Consider the following 25,523-nt stretch of genomic DNA (forward strand, 5'->3'; position numbering starts at 1 on the left):
GCCCGGCCCGTCATCGGCGATGGTGAGGAGCACCAGGGTCGGCGTCCATTCCGCCGCGATCGAGACTTTGCTGCGGGCGAAATCGACGGCGTTGTCGACGATGTTGCCGAGCCCGTAGATCATGCCCGGATTGCGCCGGCAGACCGGCTCCGGCTTTTCGCCGGTCATCGTGATCTCGAAGGGCACGCCGAAGGGGCGCTGCGGGCCGGCGGCCTCCTCGATCAGCAGGCGCAGCGTCAGCTGGTCGAGCGGCCCGGCATCCTCGTCCTGCAGGCTGGAGAGCTTGCCGAGAATGCCCCGGCATCGCTCCACCTGCTCACGCAGCAGCGCGATGTCCTCCGCCATCTCCCCCTCCGGCGGGGCGAGCCGCGTCAGTTCCCGCGCCACCAGGGCGATCGTGCCCAGCGGGGTGCCGAGCTCGTGGGCCGCGGCGGCGGCCAGCCCGTCGAGTTGGGAGAGATGCTGCTCGCGGGCCAGCACCAGCTCGGTCGCCGCCAGCGCGTCCGACAGATCGCGCGCCTCCTTGGCGACGCGCCAGGCATAGATGCCGGTGAAGGCGAGGCCGAGCACCAGCGCCGCCCAGTTGCCGAACTGGTAGGCGGCCGGCAGCACCGGCCTCTCGGGTCCCGACCAGGGCAGCGGCATGTGGAAGAGGCTCAGCAGCGTCGCAAGGGCGGCCGCCAGCGCACCCAGCAGCAGCGTGCGCGGCGGTGGCAGCGCCGTCGCCGAGATCAGCACCGGCGCGAGGAAGAGGATCGCGAACGGGTTTTGCAGGCCGCCCGTCATGTAGAGCAGCGCGGCCAGCTGCACGATGTCGAAGGCCAGCAGCGCGGTCGCCGGTCCGTCCTTCAGCCGGTGGCTGAGCGGAAAGCGGATGCGCAGGGCGATGTTCAGCCAGGCCGAGACCGCGATCACCGCGAAGCACCAGCCGAAGGGCAAAGCGAAGCCGGCGCCGAAATGCACGCCCGCGACCGCCGCGCTCTGGCCCGCCACCGCCAGCCAGCGCAGCCGCACCAGCGTGTCGAGCCGCAGATGCCGGTTCGAGCGCGAGAACACCGCCTCGGCCGCGTCCGCCCCCGTCATCGCCGCCGCTCCCCCGTCCGCAAGGGGCATTTCGGGTCGGCGATTCGCGCGGCTGGCGTGCGTCTGCTTCGCATGGAGGGAAATCTTAGTCTTTGGACGGGTTGAATGAGAACAAAATCAACGTAGATTGGTTTTTTGCGGTGCGGCAAATGCGCCTGCGCCGCAGCAACGCCATCGTGCATGAAGGGGCCATCATGTCCTTCGCCTACCATGCCTATGAAGCCGTGCACATGATGGTGAGCCCCATGCGGGGCCTCTCCGATGCCATGATGCTCGCGTTCAAGAACCCCGCCAACCCGCTGACCTACACGCCGCTGGGACGCAGCGTCGCGGCATCCTGCGAATTGTTCGAGCGCATGACGCGCCGTTACGGCAAGCCCGCCTTCGGCCTGAACGAGACCACCGTCAACGGCGTCAAGGTCGCGGTGGAAGAGCGGGTGGTGTGGGAGCGCCCCTTCTGCAAGCTGGTCTATTTCGACCGCAAGATCGGCGAGCGGCGCAAGCCGCAGCCGAAGATCCTGCTCGTCGCGCCGATGTCGGGCCACTACAGCACGCTGCTGCGCGGCACAGTGGAAGCTTTCCTGCCCGGCCACGACGTCTACATCACCGACTGGATCGACGCGCGGCTGGTGCCGCTGAGCGAGGGCCGCTTCGATCTGGACGATTATATCGACTACGTCATCGACATGCTGCGGACGCTGGGCCCTGAGACCCATGTCATGGCCGTGTGCCAGCCTTCCGTGCCGGTGATCGCCGCGATCGCGCGCATGGAGGCGGAGGGCGACCCAGCCGCGCCGCGCTCGATGACGCTGATGGGCGGGCCGATCGACACCCGCCGCTCGCCGACGGCGGTGAACCAGCTCGCGATGGAGCGCGGCATCGACTGGTTCCGCCGCAACTGCATCACCGTGGTGCCCCTGCCGAATATGGGCGCCTTCCGGCAGGTCTATCCCGGCTTCATGCAGCTTTCGGGCTTCATGGCGATGAACATCGACCGCCACCTGACCGCCCATTACGACATGTTCAAGCATCTGGTGACGGGGGACGGCGATTCGGCCGAGAAGCATCGCGACTTCTACGACGAATATCTCGCTGTGATGGATCTCACCGCAGAGTTCTATCTCCAGACGGTCGACACCGTGTTCGTGAAGCATTCGCTGCCCAAGGGCGAGATGATGCACCGCGACAAGCCGGTCGATCTCACCGCCATCCGCCGCGTCGCGCTGATGACGGTGGAAGGCGAGAACGACGACATTTCCGGCGTCGGCCAGACCAAGGCCGCGCATGATCTGTGCGTCAATATTCCGGACGAGAAGCGGGTGCATTATCTCCAGCCGAAGGTGGGCCATTACGGCGTCTTCAACGGCTCGCGCTTCCGCTCCGAGATCCAGCCGCGCATCTCCGACTTCATGGTCAGCCTCGATATGGAGGCGGCCAAGAACCGCCGCGTGGACAGCGCGGCCGAGCAGCGCAAGGGGCTGAAGGTGGTCGCCTGAGGGCGACCGCTTGAAGCGCACCGCCTGAGGCGCCACTTTCGCGGGACGTCCGAATCCCGCACTGTTCGCCCGCATGCGCCTTTCCCTGTTCAAGCGCCAGCCGGACCCCGACACGATCGAGGTCCTTCACGCCGGCCAGCGTTTCCCGGTCTCGGTGAAGCGCCGCGCCAATGCGCGGCGTATGACCCTGCGCGTCTCTCAGGCGACGGGGGAGATCACGCTTACCTTGCCTCAACGGGTCGACTTCGCGGCCGGCCGCGCCTTCGCCGACAGTCACGGCGGCTGGATCGCGGCGCGCATGGCGAGGCGCCCCGCCGCCGTGCCCTTCGAGCCCGGACAGCTGGTGCCCCTGCGCGGGGTGCCCCACCGCATCGTCCACTGGTCGAAGGCGCGCGGGCTGACGCAGGCCACGCAGGACCGGGACGGCGCGCCGATCATCGCCGTGGCGGGCGAGGGCGCGCATGTGCCCCGCCGCATCAGGGATTTTCTGCGACGCCTCGCTCTGGAGGATCTGGAGCAGGCCGTGGGCCGCCACACCGCCCGGCTCGGCGTTCCGGCCCGCAAGATCACCCTGCGCGACACGACGAGCCGCTGGGGCTCCTGCTCCTCGCAGGGCCATCTCAGCTTTTCCTGGCGGCTGATTCTCGCCCCGCCGCTGGTGCTGGACTACCTCGCCGCCCATGAGGTCGCCCATCTCAAGGAGATGAACCACTCCCACCGCTTCTGGGCGCTGACGCACCAGCTCTGCGCGCGCACCGAGGAGGCGGAGGCCTGGCTCAAGCGCCATGGCGCCAGCCTGCACGGCTATGGCTGAGGCCGAGAGGGTTCTCCCCCGCCGCCGTTAACCACTTTCTGAAGCCTGCCGCCGCACAGTGAAGGCCGATTCGCTTCCCGAGTGTGAGTATGCCTATGGGTCAGGTCATCGCGTTCCGCCGCCCGTCAATGCCGGTGGCTTCCGAGCAGCCCGTGCTCGGCCTGATGTCGGCGGTCGATTTCGCCCTGCGCGATCTCGCCGAGATCATGCCTCACATCGCGCTCGATACCGCCCGCGAGCAGGCCGAGGCCTGCCGCGCCATGCTGGCCGACGCCTTCAACGCCGAGATCGAGGCCGAGCTGGGCTGATCTTGCCCCGCCGCATGGCCCCCCGGCTTCGGCGAGGGTTGCATGCCCCAGCGCTTGGGCGAAGCTGGGCGCCATGACCATCGACTGGACGCAAGCCGCGGCGCGAGCCGCCGGGATCGTGGATCTCTGGCAAGGGGCCGGGGAGCCCGGCGGGGCGATCGTGCTCTTCGACCGCGACGGCATCCGCGAGGCCTTTTCCGCCGGTCATGCCAGCATCGAGCACGGCCTGCCCTTCACCCCGGCGACACCGAACCGCTACGCCTCGATCAGCAAGCATGTGCTGGCCATCGCGCTGCTGCGGGCGGGCATCCCGCTCGACCGGCCTCTCGGCCACTGGCTGAAAGAGCTGCCGTCGCCGCTCGCCGGGGTCGAACTCGGCCGCGCGCTCGACATGACCGGCGGCCTGCCGGACATGATGGAGGCGCTCTGGCAGCAGGGCGTGCCCTTCACCGCGACGCTGAGTGCGGAGGAGATCTTCGCGCTCGCCTGCCGCTTGCCCCGTCTCAGCGCCGAAACCGGCACCGAGATGGCCTATTCCAACACCGGCTGGCGGCTCGCCCAGCGCGTGCTGGAGCAGGAGACGGGCCGCTCTTATGCCGACATCGTTGCCGAACTCGGCGCGGCGGTCGGCGCCGGCTTCCGCCTGCCCTATGACGGGGCCGAGATCCTGCCCGGCCTCGCCACCGGCTATTGGCGCGAGGGCGAAAGCTGGAAGCGCGGCCATTACGGCCTGCATTTCTCGGCCTCGGGCGGCATTGCCGGCTCGGCCGAGGATCTCGCCAATTGGGCCGGCGCCCTGCTCGCCGGGCGCGGGGCCCTCGCCGGCATGCTGGAGCGGCTGACCGCGCCCCGTCATTTTGCCGATGGCGCCGAGAGCGTCTATCGGCTGGGGCTCGTCTGCAATCGCCTCGGCGGGGTCGATCTCGTCGGCCATGGCGGCTCGCTGCCGGGCTATCGCAACCACATGCTGATGGCGCCCGCGCTCGGCGTCGGGGTCGTCGTGCTGACCAATCGCGAGGAGGAGGCGCTCTGGCATGCCATGACGGTGATGGCGCGGCTGGCCGGCGAGGCGCTGCCGGAGCCCGCGACGCTGACTCCCGGCCTGTTCGCCAGCGAGGAAGGGCCGTTCTGGGCCGAACTCGGCGCCGATTCGCTCGGGTTCATGGGCGGCTATGAGCGGCTGTTCGACGATGGCGCGGGCGGGCTGCGCAGCTTCCCGGCCTATCTCGATATCCGCCTGCGGCAGGAGGATGCCGATACGCTGGCCGGCACGATCGGCGGCCAGCCGCGCCGGCTGCGGCGCGTCGCTGCCGGCACGCAGCTCGATCCGCGCCTCGTCGGCCGCTGGCGCGATGCCGATTTCGGCACCGAGATCGAAATCGGTGCGGACGGCACCGCGCTGATGCCCTGGCCCGCCGGTGGTTCCCTCACCACGCTGACGCCCCTGCCGAACGGCCGTGCCCTGGCGCGGCTTCAGCATGGCCCCTGGCTTTATCGCCCCTGCTTCTGGCTCGAAGGCGAGACCCTGCGCCTCGGCGGGCACCGCGCCCGCATCCTGCGGCTGGAGCGCGTCTGAGTTCAGCCCGCTGCGACGCCCAGCACGAAATCCAGCGTGACGCGCCAGACCAGATCGCGGCCTTCGCCCGGCGCCAGCGTCATCAGCCAGGGCTTGTCGCGGAACTCGCCCTGCCAGCCCGCCTCGCTCGCCATGCCGTACCAGGGCTCGATGCACAGGAACGGCGCGCCCGTCGGCTTCGACCAGATGCCGAGATCCTTGTAGCCCTCCCAGGCGACGGTCATGGCGCGGATCTCGCGGCCGCTCCCGTCGCGGGCGCTGAAGCGCACCGCGCTGTTGGCCGCGTCCGGAATGACGATGGCGTCGTTGGCGAACAGGCTTTCGGCCAGCGTCAGCTCCTCGCCATCGAAGGGGAGAGGGATCTTCGCCCCCAGCAGCCCCGATTCGACGGCTCGGCCGGGGCCGGGTTCCGGCCGCGGGAACAGCAACGCATGGCCCTCCTTCGCCGCGCCCTCCGCCAGCGGCCAGCGAAACGCCGGATGCGCGCCGACGCCGCAGGTCAGCGGCTCATCGCCCGGATTCTCCACCCGCGTGATCACGCTCAATGTCGCGTCTTCGACCGCATAGGTCATCCGCAGCAGGAAGCGGAAAGGAAACAGCGCAAGCGTCGTCTCGCTCTCGCGCAGTTCCAGCACGGCCCGGCTTTCCGTACGTTCGACCCAGGCGAACAGGCTGTCGCGGGCGAAGCCGTGCTGCGTCAGCCGGTAGCTCCGGCCTTCATGGATCAGCGTGTCGTCGGTCAGCCGTCCGACGATCGGGAACAGCACCGGCGCGTGGCGCGGCCATTCCGGCCCGCCATGCCAGAGCGCCGGCCCGTCCGCATTGGACAGGCCGATCAGCTCGCCCCCCTGTGCGCGGATGGTCGCGCTGAGGCGCGCGGAGGCAATCTCGTGGGTGTCGCTCATCGGCAGGGTTTCCTCTCGTCCTTCCCTCGATAGAGCATGCCGCGCCAGGCCTGAACCCCCGCTGCGGCGCATCGTGCAGCGTCGGACATCCGCAGGGCGGGCTTGCGGCAGCGGCGCGATTGGGCGATCTGGCCTTTGGGAGAACTCGTCATGCTGCCGACACGCCGCCATTTCGCCGCCAGCCTGCTCGCCGTGCCCGCTTTGCTGCGTGCCGGGGCGGGCCATGCCGCCGGCCGGCCGGTGACCGTCGCCTCGCTGCTGGGCGAGGACAAGCCGGAGACGAAAATCTGGAGGCGCATCGCCGAGACGCTGGCGCGCACCGCGCCGGGCCGCTTCGACCTGCGCATCGTGCCCAACGCCGCGCTGGGTGGCGAGAAGGAGGTCGCGGAAGGCCTCCGCCTCGGCTCGGTCCAGGCCGCGCTCTCGACCATCTCGGCCCTCTCCGCCTGGGTGCCGCAGGGCCAGGTGCTCGATCTGCCCTTCCTGTTTTCCGATCGCGATCATCTGCGCCGGATGCTCGCCGGCCCGCTCGGGGCGGATCTCTCCGCCAGTTATGCCGCCCAGGGCTTTCAGGTGCTGGGCTTCATCAATTACGGCGCCCGCCATCTGCTGGCGAAGGAGCCGCTGACCACCCCCGCAGCCGTCAAGGGAAAGCGCATCCGCGTGATTCAGAGCCCGCTGCACACCGCGCTCTGGTCGAGCTTCGGCGCCTATCCGACGCCGCTGCCCATCCCCGAGACCTACAACGCCCTGCAGACCGGCGTGGTCGATTGCATGGACCTGACCAAATCCGCCTATGCCGGCTTCAAGCTCTACGAAGTCGTGCCCTGCCTGATCGAGACCGGCCATATCTGGGCGAGCGGCGTGCTGATGGTCGCCGCGCCCTTCTGGAAAACCCTGTCGGAGGCCGACCGCGCCGCCTTTCAGGCCGCCGCGACCGAGGGCGTCGCCTGGTTCGATGAGGCGATCCTCGCCGACGAGGCGGCCTCGATGGCGCAGGCCGCCCGGGCGGGAGGTACCATGGTCGCGGCGCAGGATCGCCCGGCCTGGCAGGAGGGGGCGCGCAAGGTCTGGGCGAGCTTCGCCCCGCAGCTCGGCGGCATGGCGGCGATCGAGGCGATCGCGGCGGGCTGACCGCAAGCGTCCGCGCCGGACGCTGCCCGGCCCGCGTCATGATCTCGTCACGGGCATCGGCGACAAGGGACGGTCATTTTCGAATCGTTCTATTTATATAATAAAAACAAGAGCTTGCGCGATCGGTGCGCCGACTCTATCTCTCCCTCGCCTTGAGACGAATCCACGAGGGAGAGACCGGATGGGTCAGGTCACAGAGGCCGAGGTCGCAGCGGCTATCGGCCGGGTCGACGAGATGATCCTGCGCGAAGTGGTCCGCACGCAGGCCAGCAGCGGCGAGGTTCGCCAGGCACTGGCGCTGGTCGGCACGCCGGCTGATCTGAGCGCCGGCGAGACGCTGCCGCCGCGCATGCAGAGGTTGGTGGATCTGCTCTCGGTCGCGGTGCCCGAGCCGGTCGGCCCGCGCCGGCCGCAGAACCATCGCCCCGCTCAGGTTGGCGGGCAGCGCCGGGCGATCTGAAGGCGGTCGCCTTCCGCCGCAGCGCCGTGATATGCCGCCGCGATGGCCACGGCTCTGCGAAACATCCTGATCATCGGCATCGGCTCCGGCAATCCCGAGCATCTGACGCTCGAGGCGATCGCGGCGCTGAACCGGGCCGATGTCCTCTTCATTCCCGACAAGGGCACCGAGAAGGCCGCGTTGCGCCACCTGCGCGAGGAGATCTGCGCCCGCTTCATCCGCTTGCGGAGCTATCGCAGCGTGCCGGTGCCGATTCCCGCCCGCGCTCCGGCCAGCGAGGATTATCGCGGCGTGATCGACGGCTGGCATGCGCGAATCGCAGGCAGCTATCGCGCGCTGTTCGAGGCCGAGCTCGCAGAGGGGCAGACCGGCGCCCTGCTCGTCTGGGGCGATCCGGCGCTCTATGACAGCACCCTGCGCATCATGGAGCGAGTCGCCGCCACCGGCCTGCCGCTGGACTGGCAGGTCTATCCCGGCATCAGCAGCGTTCAGGTGCTGGCGGCACGCCATCGCATCGCGCTCAACACCATCGGCGGGCCGATCCTCATCACCACCGGCCGGCGTCTCGCCGCCGGCTTTCCGGCCGATCAGGACAGCGTGGTGGCGATGCTGGACGGCGAACAGGCCTTCGCCCGGCTCGATCCTGAAGGGCTCGACATCTGGTGGGGCGCCTATCTCGGCACGGCCGACGAGCTGCTGATCGCCGGGCCGCTCGCCGAGGTGTCGCAGGAGATCGTCGCCGAGCGCGCCGCCGCCCGCGAGCGCCATGGCTGGATCATGGACACCTATCTCCTCCGACGCCGCGCCTGACGCGAGGGGCCTCTCACGCCGCCGCGCTTGACGCCAGCCGGCGCTTCCGCCATCGCTCCCCCGTTTTTCCGACAAAGCCCACCGGAGCCGCCCGATGTCCCACGCCGATCTCAGCCAGACCATCGACGTCGCCTGGGAGAACCGGGCCGAGATCGGCATCCACACCAAGGGCGCGGTGCGCGAGGCGGTGGAGCAGGCCATCGAGATGCTCGACGCCGGCACCGCCCGCGTCGCCGAAAAGCAGGGTGCCGACTGGGTCGTGCATCAGTGGCTGAAGAAGGCCGTGCTGCTCTCCTTCCGCCTCACCGATAACGTCATCATGGCCAACGGCCCCGGCGAGGGCGTGTTCTGGGACAAGGTGCCCTCGAAGTTCGAGGGCTGGGGCGAGAACCGCTTCCGCGCCGCGGGCTTCCGCGTCGTGCCGCCGGCGGCCGCGCGCAAGGGTTCCTTCATCGCCTCCGGCGTCGTCCTGATGCCGTCCTTCGTCAATATCGGCGCCTATGTCGATTCCGGCACCATGGTCGATACCTGGGCGACGGTCGGCTCCTGCGCCCAGATCGGCAAGAATGTGCATCTTTCCGGCGGCGTCGGCATCGGCGGCGTGCTCGAGCCGCTTCAGGCCAACCCGACCATCATCGAGGATAATTGCTTCATCGGCGCCCGCTCCGAGGTGGTCGAGGGCGTGATCGTCGGCGAGGGCTCGGTGCTCTCGATGGGCGTGTTCATTTCGGCCTCGACCAAGATCGTCGACCGCGCCACCGGGCAGATCCATATCGGCAAGGTGCCGCCCTATTCGGTGGTGGTCCCCGGCTCGCTGCCGGGCAAGCCCTTCCCGGACGGCACGCCCGGCCCCTCGCTGTCCTGCGCCGTCATCGTCAAGACGGTCGACGCCCAGACCCGTTCGAAGACCGGCATCAACGAGCTGCTGCGCGATTGAGAACGTTCCCTTCGCCTCTCGGGGGAGAAGGTGGCTCGGCGAAGCCGAGACGGATGAGGGATCGAGCGGCTGAGGCGATGATCGTCGCGCGGCCCTCACCCCCGAGGGGAGACGGGGCAGGTCGAGGTGCCTCAGCCCACCGGCGAGGGCGAACCCGAACCCTGCGGATAGGGCGCCGGCGGCTCGCCTTCGGGGGCTGCCTCCGTCGCGGCCGGCAGGGTGCCATGCGCGTCGGCGAGTGCGTCGCGCAGCTTCTGCTCCTGCGTGCGGTCGAGCGAGGTCTTTAGCACGGTGCCGCCCGTGCCGCGCAGCGCTTCCAGCACCTTGTCGCCAGTCATCTTGTTGACGAGCACGAACAGCGCGGCATTGCCCGGCTGCAGGCTGCCGGACAGTTCCTTCATGAAGTCGTCATTGACGCCGTAATCGGTCAGCGCCCCGCCGAGCGCGCCGGAGGCCGCGCCCAGCGCCGCGCCGAACACCGGCATTAGGAAGATCGCGCCGATCAGCAGGCCCCAGAACGAGCCCGAAACTGCGCCCAGCGCCGTGGTGTTGAGCAACTGGTTCAGCTTCACCTTGCCGCCCTCATGCATGACGGCGATGGCGGCGTCGCCGATCTCGATCAGATATTCCTTCTGCAGACCGATGATTGTCTGGCGCATCTCCTCGGCGCGCGCTTCGGTCGGATAGACGATGACGACGAGATCGGACATGGAGCCCTCCTGCTTTAGGCAAGATCGAGCCTGTCAAAGCGATGTGACAGACCCAAGGCAACGCCGCACTCGGCCGCGCCGTTCCCCTTGCGTCAATCCGCCACGGCGTGCGCGGCCTCCACGGCCCGCCCGCGCAGGGGCAGTTCCTGCATGCGCGACAGGAAGAGGAGCGCCAGCCCGAAGCCGAGCGCGGCGGCGGCGAAGACATGCTGGAACAGCATCACCATCGTCGCCCGGTCGACCGTGCCGAGCCTCAGCGCCTCGGGCGAGAGCGTCGCCTCGCCGCCGCCCCCGACCCCGCCGAGCACGATCGCACCGAAGGCCGCGACGATCAGCGCGCCACCGATCTGGCGAAAGAAATTGGCCACCGCCGTCGCGGTGCCGAGCTGGTGGGCCTGCACCGCGTTCTGGATCGCGACGGTCGCGACGGGCAGCACCGTGCCCAGCCCCATGCTGACCACGGCGAGCAGCAGGCAGAAGGGCACCAGCGGAATCCGCCCCGAAAAGGCCGAGAGCACGGCCGCGCCGCACATCGCCACGAAGAGTCCCACCATCGGCACGCGCTTGTAATGCTTCAGCCGCGTCAGCGCCCGGCCCGAGCTCGTCGCGCCGAGCACGGTGCCGCAGGTCAGCGGCAGCAGGCCGAGGCCGGAGGTGCTGGCGCTGAGCCCCATCACCGTCTCGAAATAGAGCGGCAGATAGATGGTGAGGCCGATGAAGGTGCCCATGCCGAAGCCGGCCGCGACCGTGCCCATCCGCACCACGGGATTGCCGAGAATGTCGAGCGGGATCAACGGCTCGGCCGCCAGCCGCAGCCTGAGGGCGAACAGGCTCCATAGCAGAACCGTGCCGCACAGCAGCCCGGCGATCGGCCAGGAGCGCCAGGGATAGGCCGTGCCGCCCCAGGACAAGGCGAGCAGCAGCGACATGGTGCCGGTGGTCATCAGCACGGCGCCCAGCACGTCGAGCTTGTGCGGTCGCTCGTGGCGCGGCAGGCGCTTCAGCGCGCCGTTCGCCATCCAGAAGGCGAAGAGCCCGAGCGGCAGGTTGATCCAGAAGATCGCCGACCAGTGCAGCTTCTCCGCCATCACCCCGCCGAGCACCGGCCCCAGCAGCGAGGACGACATGAAGACGCTGGCGAAATAGACCTGATACTTTCCCCGCTCCTTGGGCGGCACCATATCGGCGACGATGGTCTGGGCGAGCGCGATCAGCCCGCCGCCGCCCATGCCCTGCACGAAGCGGGCGACGATGAGCACGCCGAGATTGGGCGCCAGCGCGCAGGCGACCGAGCCGACGATGAAGACCGCGACGCCCGACAGCATCACCACCCGGCGGCCATGGATATCCGCCAGCTTGCCGTAGAGCGGCGTCACCGCCGTGGAGGCCAGCAGATAGGCCGTCACGATCCAGGGCAGATGCGTTACGTCGCGCAGTTCGCGGCCGATCGTCGGCATGGCGGTGGCGACGATGGTCTGGTCGAGCGCCGCCAGGAACATCGCCGTCATCACCCCGATCAGGATCGAACGGATATCGGCATGCGTCAAAGGCGCGGCAGGCGCCGGATGTTCGACCCGCTGGTCCATGGAGATGACGGTCCCAATGCGTCGGGAGAAGGTTGCACCAGTAACGATACCGGTCGCCATGCGCCAGAGACGTGACGGCGGGGCCGGCCTGCGGTCACAACGGGGCAGGCGCGATTCGGTCCGTACCGGAGCGCACAAACCCGTCAGCCGGCTTGCGGCGGCGGCAGGCGGGCCCGAAGCTGATGGGCCGACCCGGTGGCGAGCCGGGGGCAGATGCGGGCGCAACCGCACGAGGGGGAGGAATTGCGATGCCGCTGATGCGGGCCGAGAACACGCAGCTTCTGGTCATCGATCTGCAGGAAAGGCTGATGCCGGCGATCGCCGGCGGCGCCGATGTGCTAGCGCGGGCCGGGCAGCTTCTGCATGCGGCGGCCCTGCTGGGCGTGCCGGCGCTGGTGACCGAGCAGAGCCCCACCAAGCTGGGGCCGACCCTTCCGGATCTGGACGAGGCCCGCCTCGCGGCGCGGGCCGCGACCTTGGCCAAGACGAGCTTCGACGCCTGCGCCGAGCCCGCCTTTCTCGAGGCTGTCGCCGGCGACCATGAGCTGGTCCTGGCCGGCTGCGAGGCCCATATCTGCGTGCTCCAGACCGCGCTCACCCTGCTCGCTCATCGGCGCCGCGTCGTGATCGTGCGCGACGCCGTCGGCTCGCGTCGTCCCGAGTCGCATCAGGCGGCGCTGGCGCGCCTCGCCGCCCATGGCGCCGAGGTCGTCACGACCGAGATGGTGCTGTTCGAATGGCTGCGGACGGCAGAGCATCCGCAGTTCAGGGCGGTGTCGCAGCTGATCCGCTGACGCCCTTTACAGCGGCTTGCGGATCGCCTTGGCGATGACGCCGACGATGCCTTCGCGGAAGAGCAGCACGCAGGCGACGAAGATCACGCCCTGCACGACCAGGACCCAGGAACCGAGGCTGGCGAGATAGTTCTGCATCGCGACGATGACGGCGGCGCCCACGATCGGCCCGAAGACGGTGCCGAGCCCGCCGACCAGCGTCATCAGCACCACCTCGCCCGACATGGTCCAGTAGACGTCGGTGAGCGACGCGAGCTGGAAGACGATGGCCTTGGTCGCGCCGGCGAGCCCCGCGAAGGTGGCGGAGAGCACGAAGACCATCAGCTTGTAGCGGTTGGCGCGATAGCCCAGCGAGACGGCGCGGGGCTCGTTGTCGCGGATCGCCTTGCAGACCTGGCCGAAGGGCGAGTGGATGATGCGGTAGATCGCCAGCACGCCGCACAGGAAGATCGCCGCCACCAGCCAGTAGAGCGCCCGGTCGTCGGCGAGGCTGATGAGCCCGAGGAACTTGCCGCGCGGCACCGCCTGGATGCCGTCCTCGCCGCCGGTGAAGCGCGGGGTCTGCAGCGAGAAGAAATAGACCATCTGCGCCAGCGCCAGCGTGATCATGGCGAAATAGATGCCCTGGCGCCGGATGGCGAGCGCGCCGAAGACGGTGCCCAGCAGGCCCGCGGTCGCGGTGCCGAGCAGGATGGCGAGTTCCGGCGTCAGCCCCCACTGCTTGGCGGTATAGGCGCTGACATAGCTCGCCATGCCGAAATAGGCCGCGTGGCCGAAGGAGAGCAGCCCGCCATAGCCGAGCAGCAGGTTGAAGGCGACCGCGAACAGCGCGAAGCACAGCACCTTCATGACGAAGACGGGGTAGGCGACGAAGGGCGCGACCACGAGCAACGCGGCGAGCGCGATGAAGAGGTTGCGGTGCAGCTTCGCCGTGCCGTCGTCGGTCTCTGCAAGGGCGAGGCCGGCGGCGGGCGCTTCGGTGGATGCGAGGTCGGTCATGGTTGCGCTCCTCGCGTCAGGCCTGGCGGCCGAACAGGCCGGCGGGCTTCACCAGCAGCACCAGCACCATGATGACGAAGATCACGGTGGCCGCGCCCTGCGGATAGAACACCTTCGTCAGCCCCTCGACGAGGCCCAGGGTGAAGCCTGTCACGATCGCGCCCATGATCGAGCCCATGCCGCCGATCACCACCACCGCGAAGACGACGATGATGAGGTCGCCGCCCATATTGGGGTTCACCGAATAGATCGGCGCGGCCAGCACGCCGGCGAAGGCGGCGAGCGCGACGCCGAAGCCGTATGTCAGCGTCACCAGCATCGGCACATTGATGCCGAAGGCCTGCGTCAGCGTCGGGTTTTCGGTCGCGGCCCTCAGATAGGCGCCGAGCTTGGTCTTCTCGATCAGGAACCAGGTGCCGAGGCACACCACGAGCGAGGCGACGATCACCCAGGCGCGGTAGTTCGGCAGGAACATGAAGCCGAGATTCTGACCGCCCGACAGCTGCGGCGGGATGGCATAGGGCAGGCCCGAGGAGCCGTACTGGTTGCGGAACAGGCCCTGGATGATCAGGGCGAGCCCGAAGGTCAGCAGCAGCCCGTAGAGATGGTCGAGATGGGCGATGCGACTGAGCAGCAGCCGCTCGATCGCGATGCCGACCGCACCCACGACGATCGGTGCCAGCACCAGCGCCACCCAATAATTCATCCCGAGATAGTTCAGCGCCATCCACGCGACGAAAGCGCCCATCATGTACTGGGCGCCATGGGTGAAGTTGATGATGTTCAAAAGCCCGAAGATGACCGCCAGCCCCAGCGAGAGGATCGCGTAGAACGAGCCGTTGATCAGGCCCAGAAGGACCTGGCCGAACAGCGCCTGGGGAGGGACTCCGAGTAGCTCGAACATAAGGGGCTCGACTCGACCTTAGCGATGAATGTCGGCGGGATTGGCGGCGTCATCCCGGCCGAGCGAAGCGCTGCGCCGGGATCCGTGGTCGGGCTCCGGCGCTCTCCGGTCGATCCCGGGTCGCCCTGAGGGCGCCCGGGACGATGGCGGAGCAGCCGGTTGTAGGCGACGTCACTTCAGCAGGGTGCAGCCGCTCTCGGCCACGGGCTGGAAGGCGTCCTTGCCGGGGATGGTCGAGATCAGCTTGTAGTAATCCCACGGGCCCTTCGATTCCGACGGCTTCTTGACCTCGTAGAGATACATGTCGTGAATCGTGCGGCCATTGGCCTCGATCGAGCCCTTGCCGAACAGCGGGTCGTCCGTCGGGGTCGCCTTCATCTTGGCGACGACGGCGGCGGTGTCCTTGGTCTTCGCCGCTTCGACGGCCTTCAGGTAATGCAGCATCCCGGCATAGACGCCGGCCTGCACCATCGTCGGCATCTTGCCGCCATTGGCCTTGGCGAAACGCTGCGAGAAGGCGCGGGTCTGGTCGTCCTTGTCCCAGTAGAAGGCTTCCGTCAGGACGAGGCCCTGCGCCGCCTGCAGGCCGAGCGCATGCACGTCGCTGATGAAGGTCAGCAGGCCCGCGAGCTTCTGGCCGCCCTGGGTGATGCCGAATTCGCCCGCCTGCTTGATCGAGTTCACCGTGTCGCCGCCGGCATTGGCGAGGCCGATGACCTTGGCTTTGGAAGCCTGCGCCTGCAGCAGGAAGGAGGAGAAATCGGTGCCCGGGAACGGCGTCTTCACCGAGCCGACCACCTTGCCGCCGGCCTTGGTGATGACGGCGGTGGCGTCGCGCTCGAGCGCCTGGCCGAAGGCGTAGTCGGCGGTCATGAAGAACCAGGTATCGCCGCCGGCCTTGACCATCGCGCCGCCGGTGCCCTGCGCCAGCGCATAGGTGTCGTAGGTCCAGTGGATCGTGTTCGGCGTGCAGGCCTTGCCGGTGAGGTCGGAGGCGCCGGCCCCCGAATTGATCAGGATCTTGTTCTTGTCCTTGGTGATCTGGCTGACGGCGAGCGCCACCGAGGAGGTCGGCACGTCGAGGATGAGATCGACGCCGTCCTGGTCGTACCACTGGCGGGCGATGGTCGAGCCGACATCCGGCTTGTTCTGGTGGTCGGCCGAGACGATCTCGACCTTGATGCCCTTCTCGGCGGCCTTGAAGTCCTCCACCGCCATGCGCGCGGCGATGACCGAGCCTTCGCCGGAAAGGTCGGCATAGAGGCCGGAGCGGTCGTTCAGCACGCCGGCCTTGACCGAGATCTGCTGGGCGACGGCGGGGCTCGCCATCACGGCGGCGAGCAGGCCGGTGGCGAGGATGGTCTTGAGCTTCATGATGCGTTCTCCCTGAATGATGCCGGTCTTTGCCGGCGCTGTTCTGATTGGGGGCGCGAGCGGCGCTCAGACCCCGAGATAGCGGTGGAGCTTGTCGATATTGGCGTCGAGTTCGGCATTGGGGATCATGTCGATCACCTTGCCCTGCTCGACGACATAGTGCCGGTCGGCCACCGTCTGGGCGAAGCGGAAATTCTGCTCCACCAGCACGATGGTGAAGCCCTCCTGCTTCAGCTCGGCGATGGTGCGGCCGATCTGCTCGATGATGACGGGCGCCAGCCCCTCGGTCGGCTCGTCGAGCAGCAGCAGATGCGCGCCGGTGCGCAGGATGCGGGCGATCGCCAGCATCTGCTGCTCGCCGCCGGAGAGCTTGGTGCCCTGGCTCTTCAGCCGCTCCTTCACATTGGGGAAGAGCCTGAAGATGCGCTCCAGCGGCAGGCCGCCTTCGCGCACCTTGGGCGGCAGCATCAGGTTCTCTTCCACCGAGAGCGAGGCATAGATGCCGCGTTCCTCCGGCACGAAGCCGATCCCGAGCCGGGCGATGGTGCGCGAGGGCAGGCCGATGGTCTCCTGGCCCTCCATCGTCACCGAGCCCTTGCGCTTGCCGATGACCCCCATGATCGACTTCAGCGTCGTGGTCTTGCCGGCGCCGTTGCGGCCGAGCAGCGTCACCACCTCGCCGGGCGCGACATCGAGGTCGATGCCGTGCAGCACATGCGACTCGCCATACCAGGCCTCGAGCCCGCGCACCTTCAGCAGCGGCGCGGCCGAGGTCGCCGCGGCCGGGGCCCTGGCCGCCTCAGTGATGGCCATGGCCGCCTCCCGAACCGATATAGGCCTCGATCACCCGCGGATCCTGCGAGACGGTGGCATAGTCGCCCTCGGCCAGCACCTGGCCGCGCGCCAGCACCGTGATGCGGTCCGACAGCGAGGCCACGACCGAGAGATTGTGCTCCACCATCAGGATGGTGCGGTTGGCCGAGACCTGCTTGATCAGCGCGGCGGTGCGGTCGATATCCTCGCGGCCCATGCCGGCCATCGGCTCGTCGAGCAGCATCATCTCGGGGTCGAGCGCGAGCGTGGTCGCGATTTCCAGCGCGCGCTTGCGGCCATAGGAGAGTTCGCCCGCCGTCAGATGCAGGAAGGGCGAAAGGCCCACCGCCTCGACCAGGGCGCCGGCCTCGCCGTCGAGGCTCTTCAGGCTGCGCTCGGAGCGCCAGAAATCGAAGGAGTCCCCGCGCTTGCGCTGCAAGGCGATGCGGACATTGTTCAAGACCGAAAGCTGCGGAAACACCGCCGAGATCTGGAAGGAGCGCACCAGCCCGAGCCTTGCGATCTCGGCGGGTTTCTCGCGGGTGATGTCGCGGCCGTTATAGACGATCGCGCCCTTCGTCGGCGGCAGGAATTTGGTCAGCAGGTTGAAGCAGGTCGTCTTGCCGGCTCCGTTCGGCCCGATCAGAGCGTGGATCGACCCTCGGCGGACCTTGAGGTCCACCCCGTTCACTGCCGTGAAGCCGGCAAATGCTTTCGTCAGACCCGTCGTCGACAGAATAATATCTTCAGACATCCCTGGCGCCAGCTTGCATGAGCCTTGTCTTTCTTGGCTATTCGTTTCCCCTTGTCGGTCATGCTGCACCGCGGCCAACGCACAAGTCAACGCCGCGCGGGCCCGAAACGGGCCTGAGCCGGGCCATCTCATCCCTTTGTCTGATAAGGCTGCGGCGGTTTTGCGCGCCTTCGGCAAGCGCTTGCGCGAGCCGCCCGCCGCTGCGGCATCAGCCGCGCCTTTCCCAGCCGGCGGCCGCAAGCTCGGGCACCTCGCTCTCGGCCTGCGGCCGGCCGAGGCACAGATAGGCGATCAGCTTCCACCCCGGCTGCGCGCCGAGCAGCGCCGAAATCTCGTCCGGGTCGAGGATCGACACCCAGCCCAGCCCGATCCCCTCGATGCGGGCGGCGAGCCAGAGCTGGGTGATCGCGGCGACGACCGAATACTCCAGCATCTCCGGCATGGTCCGGCGGCCGAGCCCGTGCCCGCGTTCGGTGGCGTGATCGCAGAACACGGCGATCTGCTCGGGCGCCTCCTTCAGCCCCTCGAGCTTGAGGCTCGCATAGAGCCGGGCCCGCTCGCCCTCGTAATCGGCGAGCGCGGCGGCGTTGCAGCGCGAAAAGCTCGCCTGCACGCCGGCTCGCAGCCGGGCATCCCGCACCCGCACGAAGCGCCAGGGCTGCGACAAGCCGACGGAAGGGGAAAGAGCGGCCTGCTCCAGCAGTCTCTCCACCAGCCCCTCGGGCAGCGGCTCGGGCCGGAAGCGGCGCACATCCCGCCGCCAGCGCAGCAGCGCGTCGAACTGCGCGGCGAAATCCTGATCGAAGACCGGGGCCTCGCTCATCCCGCCTCGGCCCGGGCGATGGCGTGGAAGAAGGACCCCGTCACCAGCCCGCGCCGGCTGCCGGCCGGGGCGGGCGCCGAGCCATGCGGATCGGTCACCATCGCGAAGGGCGGGTCCTCGCCGAGGGTGACCACGCTGGCATAATGGAACTCATGGCCCGTCAGCGCCGCGCCTTCGGGGCCGAGCGGCCCGTCAGCCGCCAGCACGGCCCGGCGATAGCCCAGATTCATCTTCCGCTTGGCGAAGGAGGTCTCGACCGAGAGCAGCCCCGCCATGGCGTGGCTCACGCCATCGGCGTCGATCAGGCTGCGGCCGAGCACCATATAGCCGCCGCACTCGCCATGGACGGGACGGCTGCGGGCGAATTCGCGCAGTCCCGCAAGGAAGCGCGTCGCGCCCGCCAGACGGCCCGCATGCAGCTCCGGATAGCCGCCGGGCAGCCAGCAGGCATCGCAAGCCTCCGGCGGAGCCTCGTCGGCGAGGGGCGAGAAGGCCAGCAAGTCGGCTCCCGCCTCGCGCCAGCCGGCCTCGACATGCGGATAGACGAAGGAAAAGGCGGCGTCGCGCGCGATCGCGATCCGCCGGCCGGGCAGCGGCAAGGGCGGAGTGGCGCCGAGACCCGCCATCGCTGTAGCGGGGCCCGCGATGCCGAGCACGGCCTCGAGATCGACCGCTGCCGAGACCGCATCCGCCAGCGACTCCAGCCTTGCCTCCAGATCGGCGGTTTCCCCCGCCTGCACGAGGCCGAGATGGCGCTCGGGCAGGATCAGGCTCGCTTCGCGGGGCAGAGCGCCCAGCACGGGCAGGCCGATCCGCTCCATGCCCTGTCGCACGAGCCGTTCATGCCGGGGGCTCGCCACCTTGTTGAGGATCACCCCGGCGACGCGGATGCGCCGGTCGTAGAGCGTGCAGCCCAATGCGACCGCCGCCGCCGATTGCGCCGCGCCCGAGACGTCCACCACCAGCACCACCGGCCAGCCGGTCAGCGCGGCGATATCGGCGCCGGCCCCGGTCCGCCCTTCCGGCCCCGGCACCGCGTCGAACAGCCCCATCGAGCCCTCCGCGACGACGAGATCGGCCTCGGCCATGGCCCGCCTCGCGATGGCGCCGATCAGCCCCGGGGGCATCGCATGGGAATCGAGATTGGCGCTCGGCGCCCCGGTCGCGGCGGCGTGGAAGGCCGGATCGATATAGTCCGGCCCGCATTTCAGCCCGCGCACCGTCAGCCCGCTCCGGCGCAGGGCCCGCTGCAGCCCCAACGTGATCGTGGTCTTGCCCGAGCCCGAGCGCGGCGCGGCGATGATGAGCCCGCGCGCGGTCATGTCCCGCCCCCCGGCCGGAAGCGCCGGTCATAATCGACCGAATAGAGCGCGCTCTCGCGGAAATCGGTGGTGGCGAGCGCGGGGCCGACGAGGATCAGGGCCGTGCGCTCCAGCCCGCCGGCACGCACCCGCGCGGCGATATCCGCGAGGCTGCCGGTGAGCACCGTCTCGTCCGGCCAGGAGGCGCGGAACACCACCGCGACCGGGCAATCGGCGCCGTAGAAGGGCGTCAGCTCCGCCGCTACCTGCTCGATCACATGGATCGAGAGATGGATCGCCAGCGTCGTGCCCGAGGCGGCGAAGGTGGCGAGCCTCTCCCGCTCCGGCATGGCCGAGGCGCGGCCGGAGGTGCGGGTCAGCACCAGCGATTGCGCCAGGCCGGGCAAGGTGAGCTCGCGCTTCAGCGCCGCGGAGGCGGCCGCGAAAGCCGGCACGCCCGGCGTCACCGTGTAGGGAATGCCGAGCCCGTCCAGCCTGCGATACTGCTCGCCGCAGGCGCTCCAGATCGAGAGGTCGCCCGAATGCAGCCGCGCGACATCCTGCCCGGCCTCGTGCGCCGCCCGCATTTCCGCGACAATGGCGTCGAGATCGAGCGGGGCTGTATCGACGATCCGTGCGCCGGGCGGGCACCAGCCCAGCATCGCCTGCGGGATCAGCGAACCGGCATAGAGGCAGACGGGGCAGGACGCGATCAGGTCGCGCCCGCGCAGGGTGATGAGGTCGGGCGCGCCGGGCCCCGCGCCCATGAAGTGGATCGTCATGATGTCACGACGCCTCGCGCGCCAGAGCGCAGGTGACGCGCGCCGTCGCGATGCGCGCTTGCACGAGGGTGCCCCCCGGCCCCGCGGCGGCGAGCGCGGCCGCTTCCGCGACAGAACCGACGCCGTAAAGCGAGGCAATGCGGGTCGAGCGCGTGGCGCAGGACGCCTCGAAGCCCTTCAGCGCCTCGTCCGGAATGGCGACGAGCTCGGCCGCCCGGGAGGCTGCGGCCTCGACCATGCCCGGCTCGCCGACGCGGCTGGCGAGCGTGGCCAAGCGCGGCCCCGCTTCGGCACCCAAACCCGCCTGCGCGAGTGCTGCTTCGAGGCATGCGAGGATCTCGGCCGCCCCCGTGCCGGGGCGGAGGCCGATGCCGGCGACGAGGCGGCCGGTCACGGCTTCTCCACACGCCATTGCGTCACCGGCATGGCCGGGCGCCAGCCATGCTTGCCGCCGACCGGAGCGAGCCGGTCGATCGAGATGCGCCGCAGCGAGCCGCCATGGGCGGCGTGGAGCGCCGCGAGCCGCGCTTCGCCCTCGAGGGTGACGACATTGGCGACGAGCCGTCCGCCCGGCTTCAGCGCGGCCCATGCGGCCTCGAACAGCCCCCCCACCGTCAGCCCGCCGCCGATGAACACCGCATCCGGCGCCTCCTGGCCCGCCAGAGCAGCCGGCGCGGCGCCTTCCACCTTGACCGACAGCCCGCCCAGTTCCAGCGCGTTGCGCGCCACGCGCTGGGCCCGCTCGGGCTTGGCTTCGAAGCCGATGGCGCGGTTGCGCGGATGGCGCTGGCACCACTCCACCGCGACCGAGCCCGAGCCGGCTCCGACATCCCAGAGCAGTTCGCCGGCGCGCGGCGCCAGCGCCGAGAGCGTGATCGCGCGGATTTCCGATTTGGTGATCTGCCCGTCATGGGCGAACCACTCCTCGTCCAGCCCCGGCGCCAGCGGCAGGATGCGCGCCTCCCGCGCCTCGCCGATCTCGACCGCGATCAGGTTGAGCGGCACGATGTCGTCGAGCGCGAAGCCATCGGCGCGGGTCCAGCGGATGCGCTCGCTTGGCCCGCCCAGCGCCTCCATCACCACGATGCGCGCCGCGCCCAACCCGCGCGCGGTCATCAGCTCCGCCACGGCCCGCGGCGTCGTCTCGTCCCAGGACAAGGCGAGGATGCGCGCGCCCGGCTGGAGATGCGGCACGATGCGGTAGAGCGTGCGGCCATGCAGCGAGACCAGCGCGCACTCCTCCTGCGGCCAGCGCATCCGGCTGCAGGCCATGGAGAAGGAGGAGGACTGCGGGATGATCCGCATCTCGTCCGCCGGGATCGCCCGGCTCAGGCTGTTGCCGATGCCGTAATGGAACGGGTCGCTGGTCGCCAGCACGCAGACCTTCCGGCCCCGCTCGGCCAGGATCATCGGCAGCGCATTGCGGAAGGGCTGCGGCCAGGGCCGTAATTCGCCCGGCACCGTGCCGACCAGCGCGATATGCCGCTCGCCCCCGAAGACGATGTCGGCCTCGGCGAGCGCCTCTCGCGCTTCGCGGCCCAAGCCCGCCGCTCCATCCTCCCCGAGCCCGATCAGCGTCAGCCAGGGCTGCGCCGTGCCGCTCGACAGTTCATCGGATTCACGCAAGATTGTGGTCATGACCGTCCTCATCCTCGGCGGAACGAGCGAAGCTGCCGCGCTCGACCAGCTGCTGGCCGAGCAGGCGCCCGAGATCCGTGCCATCATCTCCCTTGCGGGCCACACCGTCGACCCCCGCCCGAGCAACCTGCCGGTGCGCGTCGGCGGCTTTGGCGGCGTCGAAGGGCTGCGGCGCTATCTGCGCGAGGAAGGCATCGTCGCCGTCATCGACGCGACGCACCCCTTCGCCGCGATCATGCCCTTCCATGCCGAGCATGCCTGCAAGGCCGAGGGCGTGCCGCTGCTGGCGATCCGCCGCGAAAGCTGGGCGCCGCAGCCCGGCGACCGCTGGACCTCCGTCCCGGATATCGCGGCTGCCGCCGAGGCGCTGGGGCAGGAGCCGCGCCGCGTCTTCCTGACCATCGGCCGGCTGGAGCTGCCGGCCTTCGCCGCCGCGCCCCAGCACCGCTATCTCGTGCGCGCCATCGAGCCGATCGGTGACCGGCTGCCCGTGCCGCATGTCGACGTCATCCTCGCGCGCGGCCCCTTCCCGGTCGAGGATGAGGAGGCGCTGATGCGCCGCGAGGGTGTCGAGATCCTGGTCAGCAAGAATGCCGGTGGCCCGGCGACCATCGGCAAGCTCGTGGCGGCGCGAAGGCTCGCCTTGCCGGTGGTGATGGTGGCGCGTCCGCCCAAGCCCGATGTCGAGACCGTCGAGCATCTCGATCAGGTCCTGCCCTGGCTGGTGACGCAGGGACTGCTGGCGACCGAACGGGGCGTATAGACGTAAGGCGCCGCGCTCTCTCGCGCGATCAGCCGCGTGCTGGACGCGCCGATCATCACCAGCGTCGCCATATCGGCCGTGCCGGCCTGCGCGGCGGCCTCCGCCAGCGTCAGGATGCGCAGCGCCTCGTCCGGCCTGCCGACGGCGCGCGCGAACAGCACGGGGGTCGCGGCATCGCGATGCTGACAGGCCAGCTCCAGCGCCTTGCCGAGCTGCCAGGGCCGCGCCTTCGAAATCGGGTTGTAGAGGCAGATGACGAGATCGGCGGCGAGCACGGCGGCAAGCCGTGCCGTCACCACTTCCCAGGGCTTGAGATTGTCGGAGAGCGAGATTGCGCAGAAATCGCCCCCCAGCGGCGCCCCTGCCCGCGCCGCCGCCGCTAGCATGGCGGTGATGCCGGGCTCGACCGTGACGGGGATCGCGCGCCAGGCTTCCGGCCCGGCCTCCAGCGCCTCGAACACCGCTGCGGCCATGGCGAAGACGCCTGGATCGCCGCCGGAGACCACAGCGACCCGCTTGCCTTCCGCCGCGAGCGCCAGCGCATGGCCCGCCCGCTCGACCTCGACGCGGTTGTCGGAGGCATGCTTCGTCCGCCCCTCTCGCTCCGGGATGCGGTCGAGATAGGGCCCGTAGCCGACGAGGTCTGTCGCGGCATCGAGCGCGGTTTGCGCGGCGGGCGTGATCCAGTCCGGCGTGCCGGGGCCGAGTCCGACGATCGTAAGGGAGCCGCTCACAGCCGCCGCCCCTCGCCGGGCACCAGCACCATCGCGAAATAGGGCGCCTCGTCGTCGCTCTTGTCGCTGAGGCGCGCCACCGCCTGCTGCGCCATCGTCGCCCGCTCGACATAGATCGCCCGCTCGGCCAGCCCGGCGGCGGTGAGCGCGCGGCGCACCTTCGGCAGATGCCGGCCGAGCTTCATGATCACCGCCGCATCGGTGTCCTTGAGCCGGCGCAGCAACTCCTCTTCCGGCAGGGTCCCGGGCAGGACGGTCATCACGTCGTCGCCCCAGGTGATGGGCGCCCCGGCCGCCGTCCAGCCCCCCGCCATGGCCGGAATGCCGGGCACGATCTCGGTCGCGAAGCGCGGCGACAGCCGTCGCCACAGATGCATGAAGGAGCCGTAGAAGAAGGGATCGCCGTCGCAGAGCACGCCGAGCACGCTCCCCTGTGCCATCTCGGCGGCGAGCTGCCCGGTCACCTCCTCGTAGAAGGCGGCGATCGGCCCGTCATAGGCGGGGTCGCCGACCTCGGCCTCGACCGTGACGGGATAGATCAGCGCGATCTCGCGCGCCGGGTCGGGCGGCACGATGGCGTCGGCGGTGGTGCGGGCGTTGCCCCGCCGGCCGCGCTTGCAGAAATGCACCAGCTTGTCGGCCCGCAGCAGGATATCGCGCGCCCGCACCGACATCAGATCCGCCGCGCCGGGACCCAGTCCGACGCCGTAAAGCAGGGTCTTGGGGGGCGTGCTGCCGCTCAACCGGTCATTCCTTGTCCTGCGCCAGCGCGTTGACGGCCGCCGCCGCCATGGCCGAGCCGCCGCGCCGCCCATGCACGACGAGGAAGGGCACGCGCCCCTGGCTCGCCAGCGCCTCCTTCGATTCCGCCGCGCCGACGAAGCCGACCGGAATCCCGATCACCGCCGCCGGCTGGGGCGCGCCGGAATCCAGCATTTCCAGCAGCCGGAACAGCGAGGTCGGCGCATTGCCGATCACCACGACCGAACCGGAAAGATGCGGCCGCCACAATTCCATGGCGGCGGCCGAGCGCGTCGTGCCCATCTGCTGCGCCAGCGCCGGCACCTGCGGGTCATCCAGCGTGCAGAGCACGGCGTTGCCAGCCGGTAGCCGCGTGCGGGTGACGCCATTGGCGACCATCTTGGCGTCGCAGAGAATGGGCGCGCCCGCCCGCAGCGCCGATCGCGCGGTGTCCGCGAAATCCGCCGACATTTCGACGTCGCGGGGCAGGTCGGTCATGCCGCAGGCATGGATCATCCGCACCACGACCCGCTCGGCGACGCCCGAGAAGCGCGACAGATCGGCCTCGGCCCTGATGATCGCGAAGGAGCGGTCATAGATCGCCGCACCGTCGCGGATATAGTCATAGCCTTCGGTCAAGCGTCCTGCCTCGTCTGGGATTCGGCGAGCCTCGCCCGCCAATCGCCTTGCGCCTGCAATCGCGCCAGCAGCGCCGGCAGGTCAAGCACCGCGACCGGCGCATCGTCGCTGCCTCCGTCGAGCACGACGCCATAGCGCCCGTCCACCCCCACCAACGTCAGATCGGCCCGGCCGGGATGGGCGCAGCCCTTAGCGCAGCCGGAGACATGCAGAGACGTCCCGCGCAGCAGGTCCGGGAGCGCCCGTGCGAGAAGCCCGGCATCGGCGGCTGCGGGGGCTTGGCCGCGGGCACAGGCCGGGCTGCCGGCACAGGCCTGGATCGACAGGCGCACATCGCCGTCGCGGGTGATCAGCCCGGCCGCATCGGCCGCCACAAGCAGTTCTTCCGCCGCCGCGGCCGCAAGCCCCGCGAAGACGAGCCCGCGCCAGGGCGAAGGCCGGATCGTGGCCGGAAGGGTTTCGACAACCTGCGCCAGCGCCTCGAGCGCCGCTGCATCGCAGCGCCCGAAGGGCAGGCCCACTGCCACGGACAGCTGTTCATGCTCGGCCGCGAAACGGCCGACGCGCTGGGGCGCCGGGCGGGGCCGGGGAGGTTCGGCGGCCGGCAGATCGGTCAGCCCCGCAAGCTCGCCCGCCGTCAGATCG

Annotated in this window: 27 protein-coding genes and 1 pseudogene; 10 read left to right on the top strand and 18 right to left on the bottom strand. The window is 69.7% G+C overall.

The annotated features are described in order from the left end of the window. Positions 1-1,083 (bottom strand): ActS/PrrB/RegB family redox-sensitive histidine kinase (locus ACOJTB_RS09410; protein WP_420102268.1); only part of this gene is annotated, 1,083 nt, incomplete at its 3' end. A 149-nt stretch (positions 1,084-1,232) separates the two neighbouring features. Between ACOJTB_RS09410 and ACOJTB_RS09415 the strand changes: the two genes are divergently transcribed. The 4 genes from ACOJTB_RS09415 (at position 1,233) to ACOJTB_RS09430 (ending at position 5,277) form a co-directional block, all read left to right on the top strand. After that, on the top strand, positions 1,233-2,579 hold the full coding sequence (locus tag ACOJTB_RS09415) for a polyhydroxyalkanoate depolymerase (RefSeq protein WP_420102269.1): 1,347 nt from the start codon (positions 1,233-1,235) through the stop codon (positions 2,577-2,579). Between the two features lie 73 nt (positions 2,580-2,652). Beyond that, complete coding sequence (locus ACOJTB_RS09420) at positions 2,653-3,393, top strand: M48 family metallopeptidase (protein WP_420102270.1); 741 nt, start codon at positions 2,653-2,655, stop codon at positions 3,391-3,393. Positions 3,394-3,488: 95 nt separating this feature from the next. Beyond that, positions 3,489-3,701, top strand: coding sequence for a hypothetical protein (locus tag ACOJTB_RS09425; RefSeq protein WP_420102271.1), 213 nt, complete (start codon positions 3,489-3,491; stop codon positions 3,699-3,701). 73 nt (positions 3,702-3,774) lie between these two features. Continuing rightward, entirely contained in the window at positions 3,775-5,277 is a 1,503-nt protein-coding gene (locus ACOJTB_RS09430) for a serine hydrolase domain-containing protein (RefSeq protein WP_420102272.1), read from the top strand. Between the two features lie 2 nt (positions 5,278-5,279). Here ACOJTB_RS09430 and ACOJTB_RS09435 read toward each other — a convergent pair whose 3' ends face one another. Continuing rightward, positions 5,280-6,182, bottom strand: a complete 903-nt coding sequence (locus tag ACOJTB_RS09435) for an aldose 1-epimerase family protein (RefSeq protein WP_420102273.1) — start codon at positions 6,180-6,182, stop codon at positions 5,280-5,282. Between the two features lie 150 nt (positions 6,183-6,332). On the opposite strand from ACOJTB_RS09435, the gene ACOJTB_RS09440 reads away from it, so the two are divergent. The 4 genes from ACOJTB_RS09440 to dapD all read left to right on the top strand — a co-directional run bounded on the left by ACOJTB_RS09440 (position 6,333) and on the right by dapD (position 9,523). Continuing rightward, positions 6,333-7,316, top strand: coding sequence for a TRAP transporter substrate-binding protein (locus tag ACOJTB_RS09440; protein WP_420102274.1), 984 nt, complete (start codon positions 6,333-6,335; stop codon positions 7,314-7,316). A gap of 181 nt (positions 7,317-7,497) precedes the next feature. Then, on the top strand, positions 7,498-7,776 hold the full coding sequence (locus ACOJTB_RS09445; protein WP_420102275.1) for a hypothetical protein: 279 nt from the start codon (positions 7,498-7,500) through the stop codon (positions 7,774-7,776). Positions 7,777-7,830: 54 nt separating this feature from the next. Continuing rightward, positions 7,831-8,586: a precorrin-6A synthase (deacetylating) gene (gene cobF, locus ACOJTB_RS09450; protein WP_420102294.1), complete on the top strand. Its 756-nt coding sequence runs from the start codon at positions 7,831-7,833 to the stop codon at positions 8,584-8,586. A gap of 94 nt (positions 8,587-8,680) precedes the next feature. Further along, entirely contained in the window at positions 8,681-9,523 is an 843-nt protein-coding gene (dapD, locus tag ACOJTB_RS09455) for a 2,3,4,5-tetrahydropyridine-2,6-dicarboxylate N-succinyltransferase (protein WP_420102276.1), read from the top strand. A 131-nt stretch (positions 9,524-9,654) separates the two neighbouring features. Here dapD and ACOJTB_RS09460 read toward each other — a convergent pair whose 3' ends face one another. Both ACOJTB_RS09460 and ACOJTB_RS09465 read right to left on the bottom strand, forming a co-directional pair. After that, complete coding sequence (locus ACOJTB_RS09460; RefSeq protein WP_420102277.1) at positions 9,655-10,233, bottom strand: DUF1269 domain-containing protein; 579 nt, start codon at positions 10,231-10,233, stop codon at positions 9,655-9,657. 92 nt (positions 10,234-10,325) lie between these two features. Then, positions 10,326-11,819: an MDR family MFS transporter gene (locus ACOJTB_RS09465; RefSeq protein WP_420102278.1), complete on the bottom strand. Its 1,494-nt coding sequence runs from the start codon at positions 11,817-11,819 to the stop codon at positions 10,326-10,328. A 248-nt stretch (positions 11,820-12,067) separates the two neighbouring features. Here ACOJTB_RS09465 and ACOJTB_RS09470 point away from each other — a divergent pair, with 248 nt between their 5' ends. Further along, positions 12,068-12,613 (top strand): isochorismatase family protein, encoded by a 546-nt coding sequence (locus ACOJTB_RS09470; RefSeq protein WP_420102279.1) that lies wholly within the window; start codon positions 12,068-12,070, stop codon positions 12,611-12,613. A gap of 6 nt (positions 12,614-12,619) precedes the next feature. Here the strand turns inward: ACOJTB_RS09470 and ACOJTB_RS09475 are convergent, their stop codons facing one another. The 10 genes from ACOJTB_RS09475 to cbiE form a co-directional block, all read right to left on the bottom strand. Further along, the gene (locus tag ACOJTB_RS09475; RefSeq protein WP_420102280.1) at positions 12,620-13,612 is read right to left on the bottom strand and encodes a branched-chain amino acid ABC transporter permease; all 993 of its coding nucleotides are present in this window, start codon (positions 13,610-13,612) and stop codon (positions 12,620-12,622) included. Positions 13,613-13,628: 16 nt separating this feature from the next. Beyond that, positions 13,629-14,516 (bottom strand): branched-chain amino acid ABC transporter permease, encoded by an 888-nt coding sequence (locus tag ACOJTB_RS09480; RefSeq protein ID WP_420102281.1) that lies wholly within the window; start codon positions 14,514-14,516, stop codon positions 13,629-13,631. Between the two features lie 171 nt (positions 14,517-14,687). Further along, the gene (locus ACOJTB_RS09485; RefSeq protein ID WP_420102282.1) at positions 14,688-15,890 is read right to left on the bottom strand and encodes an ABC transporter substrate-binding protein; all 1,203 of its coding nucleotides are present in this window, start codon (positions 15,888-15,890) and stop codon (positions 14,688-14,690) included. A gap of 66 nt (positions 15,891-15,956) precedes the next feature. Continuing rightward, a complete protein-coding gene (locus ACOJTB_RS09490; protein ID WP_420102283.1) occupies positions 15,957-16,703 on the bottom strand; it encodes an ABC transporter ATP-binding protein in 747 nt (248 codons plus the stop codon). Next, on the bottom strand, positions 16,690-17,457 hold the full coding sequence (locus ACOJTB_RS09495; RefSeq protein ID WP_420102284.1) for an ABC transporter ATP-binding protein: 768 nt from the start codon (positions 17,455-17,457) through the stop codon (positions 16,690-16,692). Before ACOJTB_RS09495 ends, ACOJTB_RS09490 begins: the two co-directional genes overlap by 14 nt. A gap of 208 nt (positions 17,458-17,665) precedes the next feature. Further along, complete coding sequence (gene bluB / locus ACOJTB_RS09500) at positions 17,666-18,280, bottom strand: 5,6-dimethylbenzimidazole synthase (protein WP_420102285.1); 615 nt, start codon at positions 18,278-18,280, stop codon at positions 17,666-17,668. After that, positions 18,277-19,602 carry a cobyrinate a,c-diamide synthase gene (locus ACOJTB_RS09505; protein WP_420102286.1) on the bottom strand — a complete coding sequence of 442 codons (1,326 nt, stop codon included), beginning with the start codon at positions 19,600-19,602 and terminating at the stop codon, positions 18,277-18,279. Before ACOJTB_RS09505 ends, bluB begins: the two co-directional genes overlap by 4 nt. Then, positions 19,599-20,363, bottom strand: coding sequence for a precorrin-4 C(11)-methyltransferase (gene cobM, locus ACOJTB_RS09510; RefSeq protein WP_420102287.1), 765 nt, complete (start codon positions 20,361-20,363; stop codon positions 19,599-19,601). The genes ACOJTB_RS09505 and cobM overlap by 4 nt, the downstream gene beginning before the upstream one ends. A gap of 4 nt (positions 20,364-20,367) precedes the next feature. Next, positions 20,368-20,757: a cobalamin biosynthesis protein gene (locus tag ACOJTB_RS09515; protein WP_420102288.1), complete on the bottom strand. Its 390-nt coding sequence runs from the start codon at positions 20,755-20,757 to the stop codon at positions 20,368-20,370. Then, complete coding sequence (gene cbiE / locus ACOJTB_RS09520) at positions 20,754-22,001, bottom strand: precorrin-6y C5,15-methyltransferase (decarboxylating) subunit CbiE (RefSeq protein WP_420102289.1); 1,248 nt, start codon at positions 21,999-22,001, stop codon at positions 20,754-20,756. Before cbiE ends, ACOJTB_RS09515 begins: the two co-directional genes overlap by 4 nt. Here cbiE and ACOJTB_RS09525 point away from each other — a divergent pair. Beyond that, complete coding sequence (locus tag ACOJTB_RS09525) at positions 22,000-22,764, top strand: cobalt-precorrin-6A reductase (RefSeq protein WP_420102290.1); 765 nt, start codon at positions 22,000-22,002, stop codon at positions 22,762-22,764. The genes cbiE and ACOJTB_RS09525 overlap by 2 nt on opposite strands. Here the strand turns inward: ACOJTB_RS09525 and cobJ are convergent. The 4 genes and pseudogenes from cobJ to ACOJTB_RS09545 form a co-directional block, all read right to left on the bottom strand. After that, positions 22,707-23,498 (bottom strand): precorrin-3B C(17)-methyltransferase, encoded by a 792-nt coding sequence (cobJ, locus tag ACOJTB_RS09530; protein ID WP_420102291.1) that lies wholly within the window; start codon positions 23,496-23,498, stop codon positions 22,707-22,709. The two genes, ACOJTB_RS09525 and cobJ, sit on opposite strands and share 58 nt — an antisense overlap. Then, positions 23,495-24,241 carry a precorrin-2 C(20)-methyltransferase gene (locus ACOJTB_RS09535; RefSeq protein ID WP_420102292.1) on the bottom strand — a complete coding sequence of 249 codons (747 nt, stop codon included), beginning with the start codon at positions 24,239-24,241 and terminating at the stop codon, positions 23,495-23,497. The genes cobJ and ACOJTB_RS09535 overlap by 4 nt, the downstream gene beginning before the upstream one ends. Positions 24,242-24,245: 4 nt before the next feature. Next, on the bottom strand, positions 24,246-24,878 hold the full coding sequence (locus ACOJTB_RS09540; protein WP_420102293.1) for a precorrin-8X methylmutase: 633 nt from the start codon (positions 24,876-24,878) through the stop codon (positions 24,246-24,248). Beyond that, positions 24,875-25,523 (bottom strand): annotated as a pseudogene (locus ACOJTB_RS09545) (precorrin-3B synthase); the annotation flags it as partial. The pseudogene ACOJTB_RS09545 and the gene ACOJTB_RS09540, both read right to left, overlap by 4 nt.

This window comes from Allobosea sp. (assembly GCF_048595345.1).
GTDB lineage: Bacteria > Pseudomonadota > Alphaproteobacteria > Rhizobiales > Beijerinckiaceae > Allobosea.

Coding starts and splice junctions, on each gene's coding strand:
- ACOJTB_RS09490 (WP_420102283.1), bottom strand. CDS start 16,703: ATGGCCATCACTGAGGCGGCCAGGGCCCCGGCCGCGGCGACCTCGGCC.
- ACOJTB_RS09460 (WP_420102277.1), bottom strand. CDS start 10,233: ATGTCCGATCTCGTCGTCATCGTCTATCCGACCGAAGCGCGCGCCGAG.
- ACOJTB_RS09435 (WP_420102273.1), bottom strand. CDS start 6,182: ATGAGCGACACCCACGAGATTGCCTCCGCGCGCCTCAGCGCGACCATC.
- ACOJTB_RS09480 (WP_420102281.1), bottom strand. CDS start 14,516: ATGTTCGAGCTACTCGGAGTCCCTCCCCAGGCGCTGTTCGGCCAGGTC.
- ACOJTB_RS09505 (WP_420102286.1), bottom strand. CDS start 19,602: ATGACCGCGCGCGGGCTCATCATCGCCGCGCCGCGCTCGGGCTCGGGC.
- ACOJTB_RS09430 (WP_420102272.1), top strand. CDS start 3,775: ATGACCATCGACTGGACGCAAGCCGCGGCGCGAGCCGCCGGGATCGTG.
- ACOJTB_RS09440 (WP_420102274.1), top strand. CDS start 6,333: ATGCTGCCGACACGCCGCCATTTCGCCGCCAGCCTGCTCGCCGTGCCC.
- ACOJTB_RS09495 (WP_420102284.1), bottom strand. CDS start 17,457: ATGTCTGAAGATATTATTCTGTCGACGACGGGTCTGACGAAAGCATTT.
- ACOJTB_RS09525 (WP_420102290.1), top strand. CDS start 22,000: ATGACCGTCCTCATCCTCGGCGGAACGAGCGAAGCTGCCGCGCTCGAC.
- ACOJTB_RS09415 (WP_420102269.1), top strand. CDS start 1,233: ATGCGCCTGCGCCGCAGCAACGCCATCGTGCATGAAGGGGCCATCATG.
- ACOJTB_RS09470 (WP_420102279.1), top strand. CDS start 12,068: ATGCCGCTGATGCGGGCCGAGAACACGCAGCTTCTGGTCATCGATCTG.
- ACOJTB_RS09465 (WP_420102278.1), bottom strand. CDS start 11,819: ATGGACCAGCGGGTCGAACATCCGGCGCCTGCCGCGCCTTTGACGCAT.
- cbiE (WP_420102289.1), bottom strand. CDS start 22,001: ATGACCACAATCTTGCGTGAATCCGATGAACTGTCGAGCGGCACGGCG.
- ACOJTB_RS09420 (WP_420102270.1), top strand. CDS start 2,653: ATGCGCCTTTCCCTGTTCAAGCGCCAGCCGGACCCCGACACGATCGAG.
- ACOJTB_RS09485 (WP_420102282.1), bottom strand. CDS start 15,890: ATGAAGCTCAAGACCATCCTCGCCACCGGCCTGCTCGCCGCCGTGATG.
- bluB (WP_420102285.1), bottom strand. CDS start 18,280: ATGAGCGAGGCCCCGGTCTTCGATCAGGATTTCGCCGCGCAGTTCGAC.
- ACOJTB_RS09475 (WP_420102280.1), bottom strand. CDS start 13,612: ATGACCGACCTCGCATCCACCGAAGCGCCCGCCGCCGGCCTCGCCCTT.
- cobM (WP_420102287.1), bottom strand. CDS start 20,363: ATGACGATCCACTTCATGGGCGCGGGGCCCGGCGCGCCCGACCTCATC.
- dapD (WP_420102276.1), top strand. CDS start 8,681: ATGTCCCACGCCGATCTCAGCCAGACCATCGACGTCGCCTGGGAGAAC.
- ACOJTB_RS09445 (WP_420102275.1), top strand. CDS start 7,498: ATGGGTCAGGTCACAGAGGCCGAGGTCGCAGCGGCTATCGGCCGGGTC.
- ACOJTB_RS09425 (WP_420102271.1), top strand. CDS start 3,489: ATGGGTCAGGTCATCGCGTTCCGCCGCCCGTCAATGCCGGTGGCTTCC.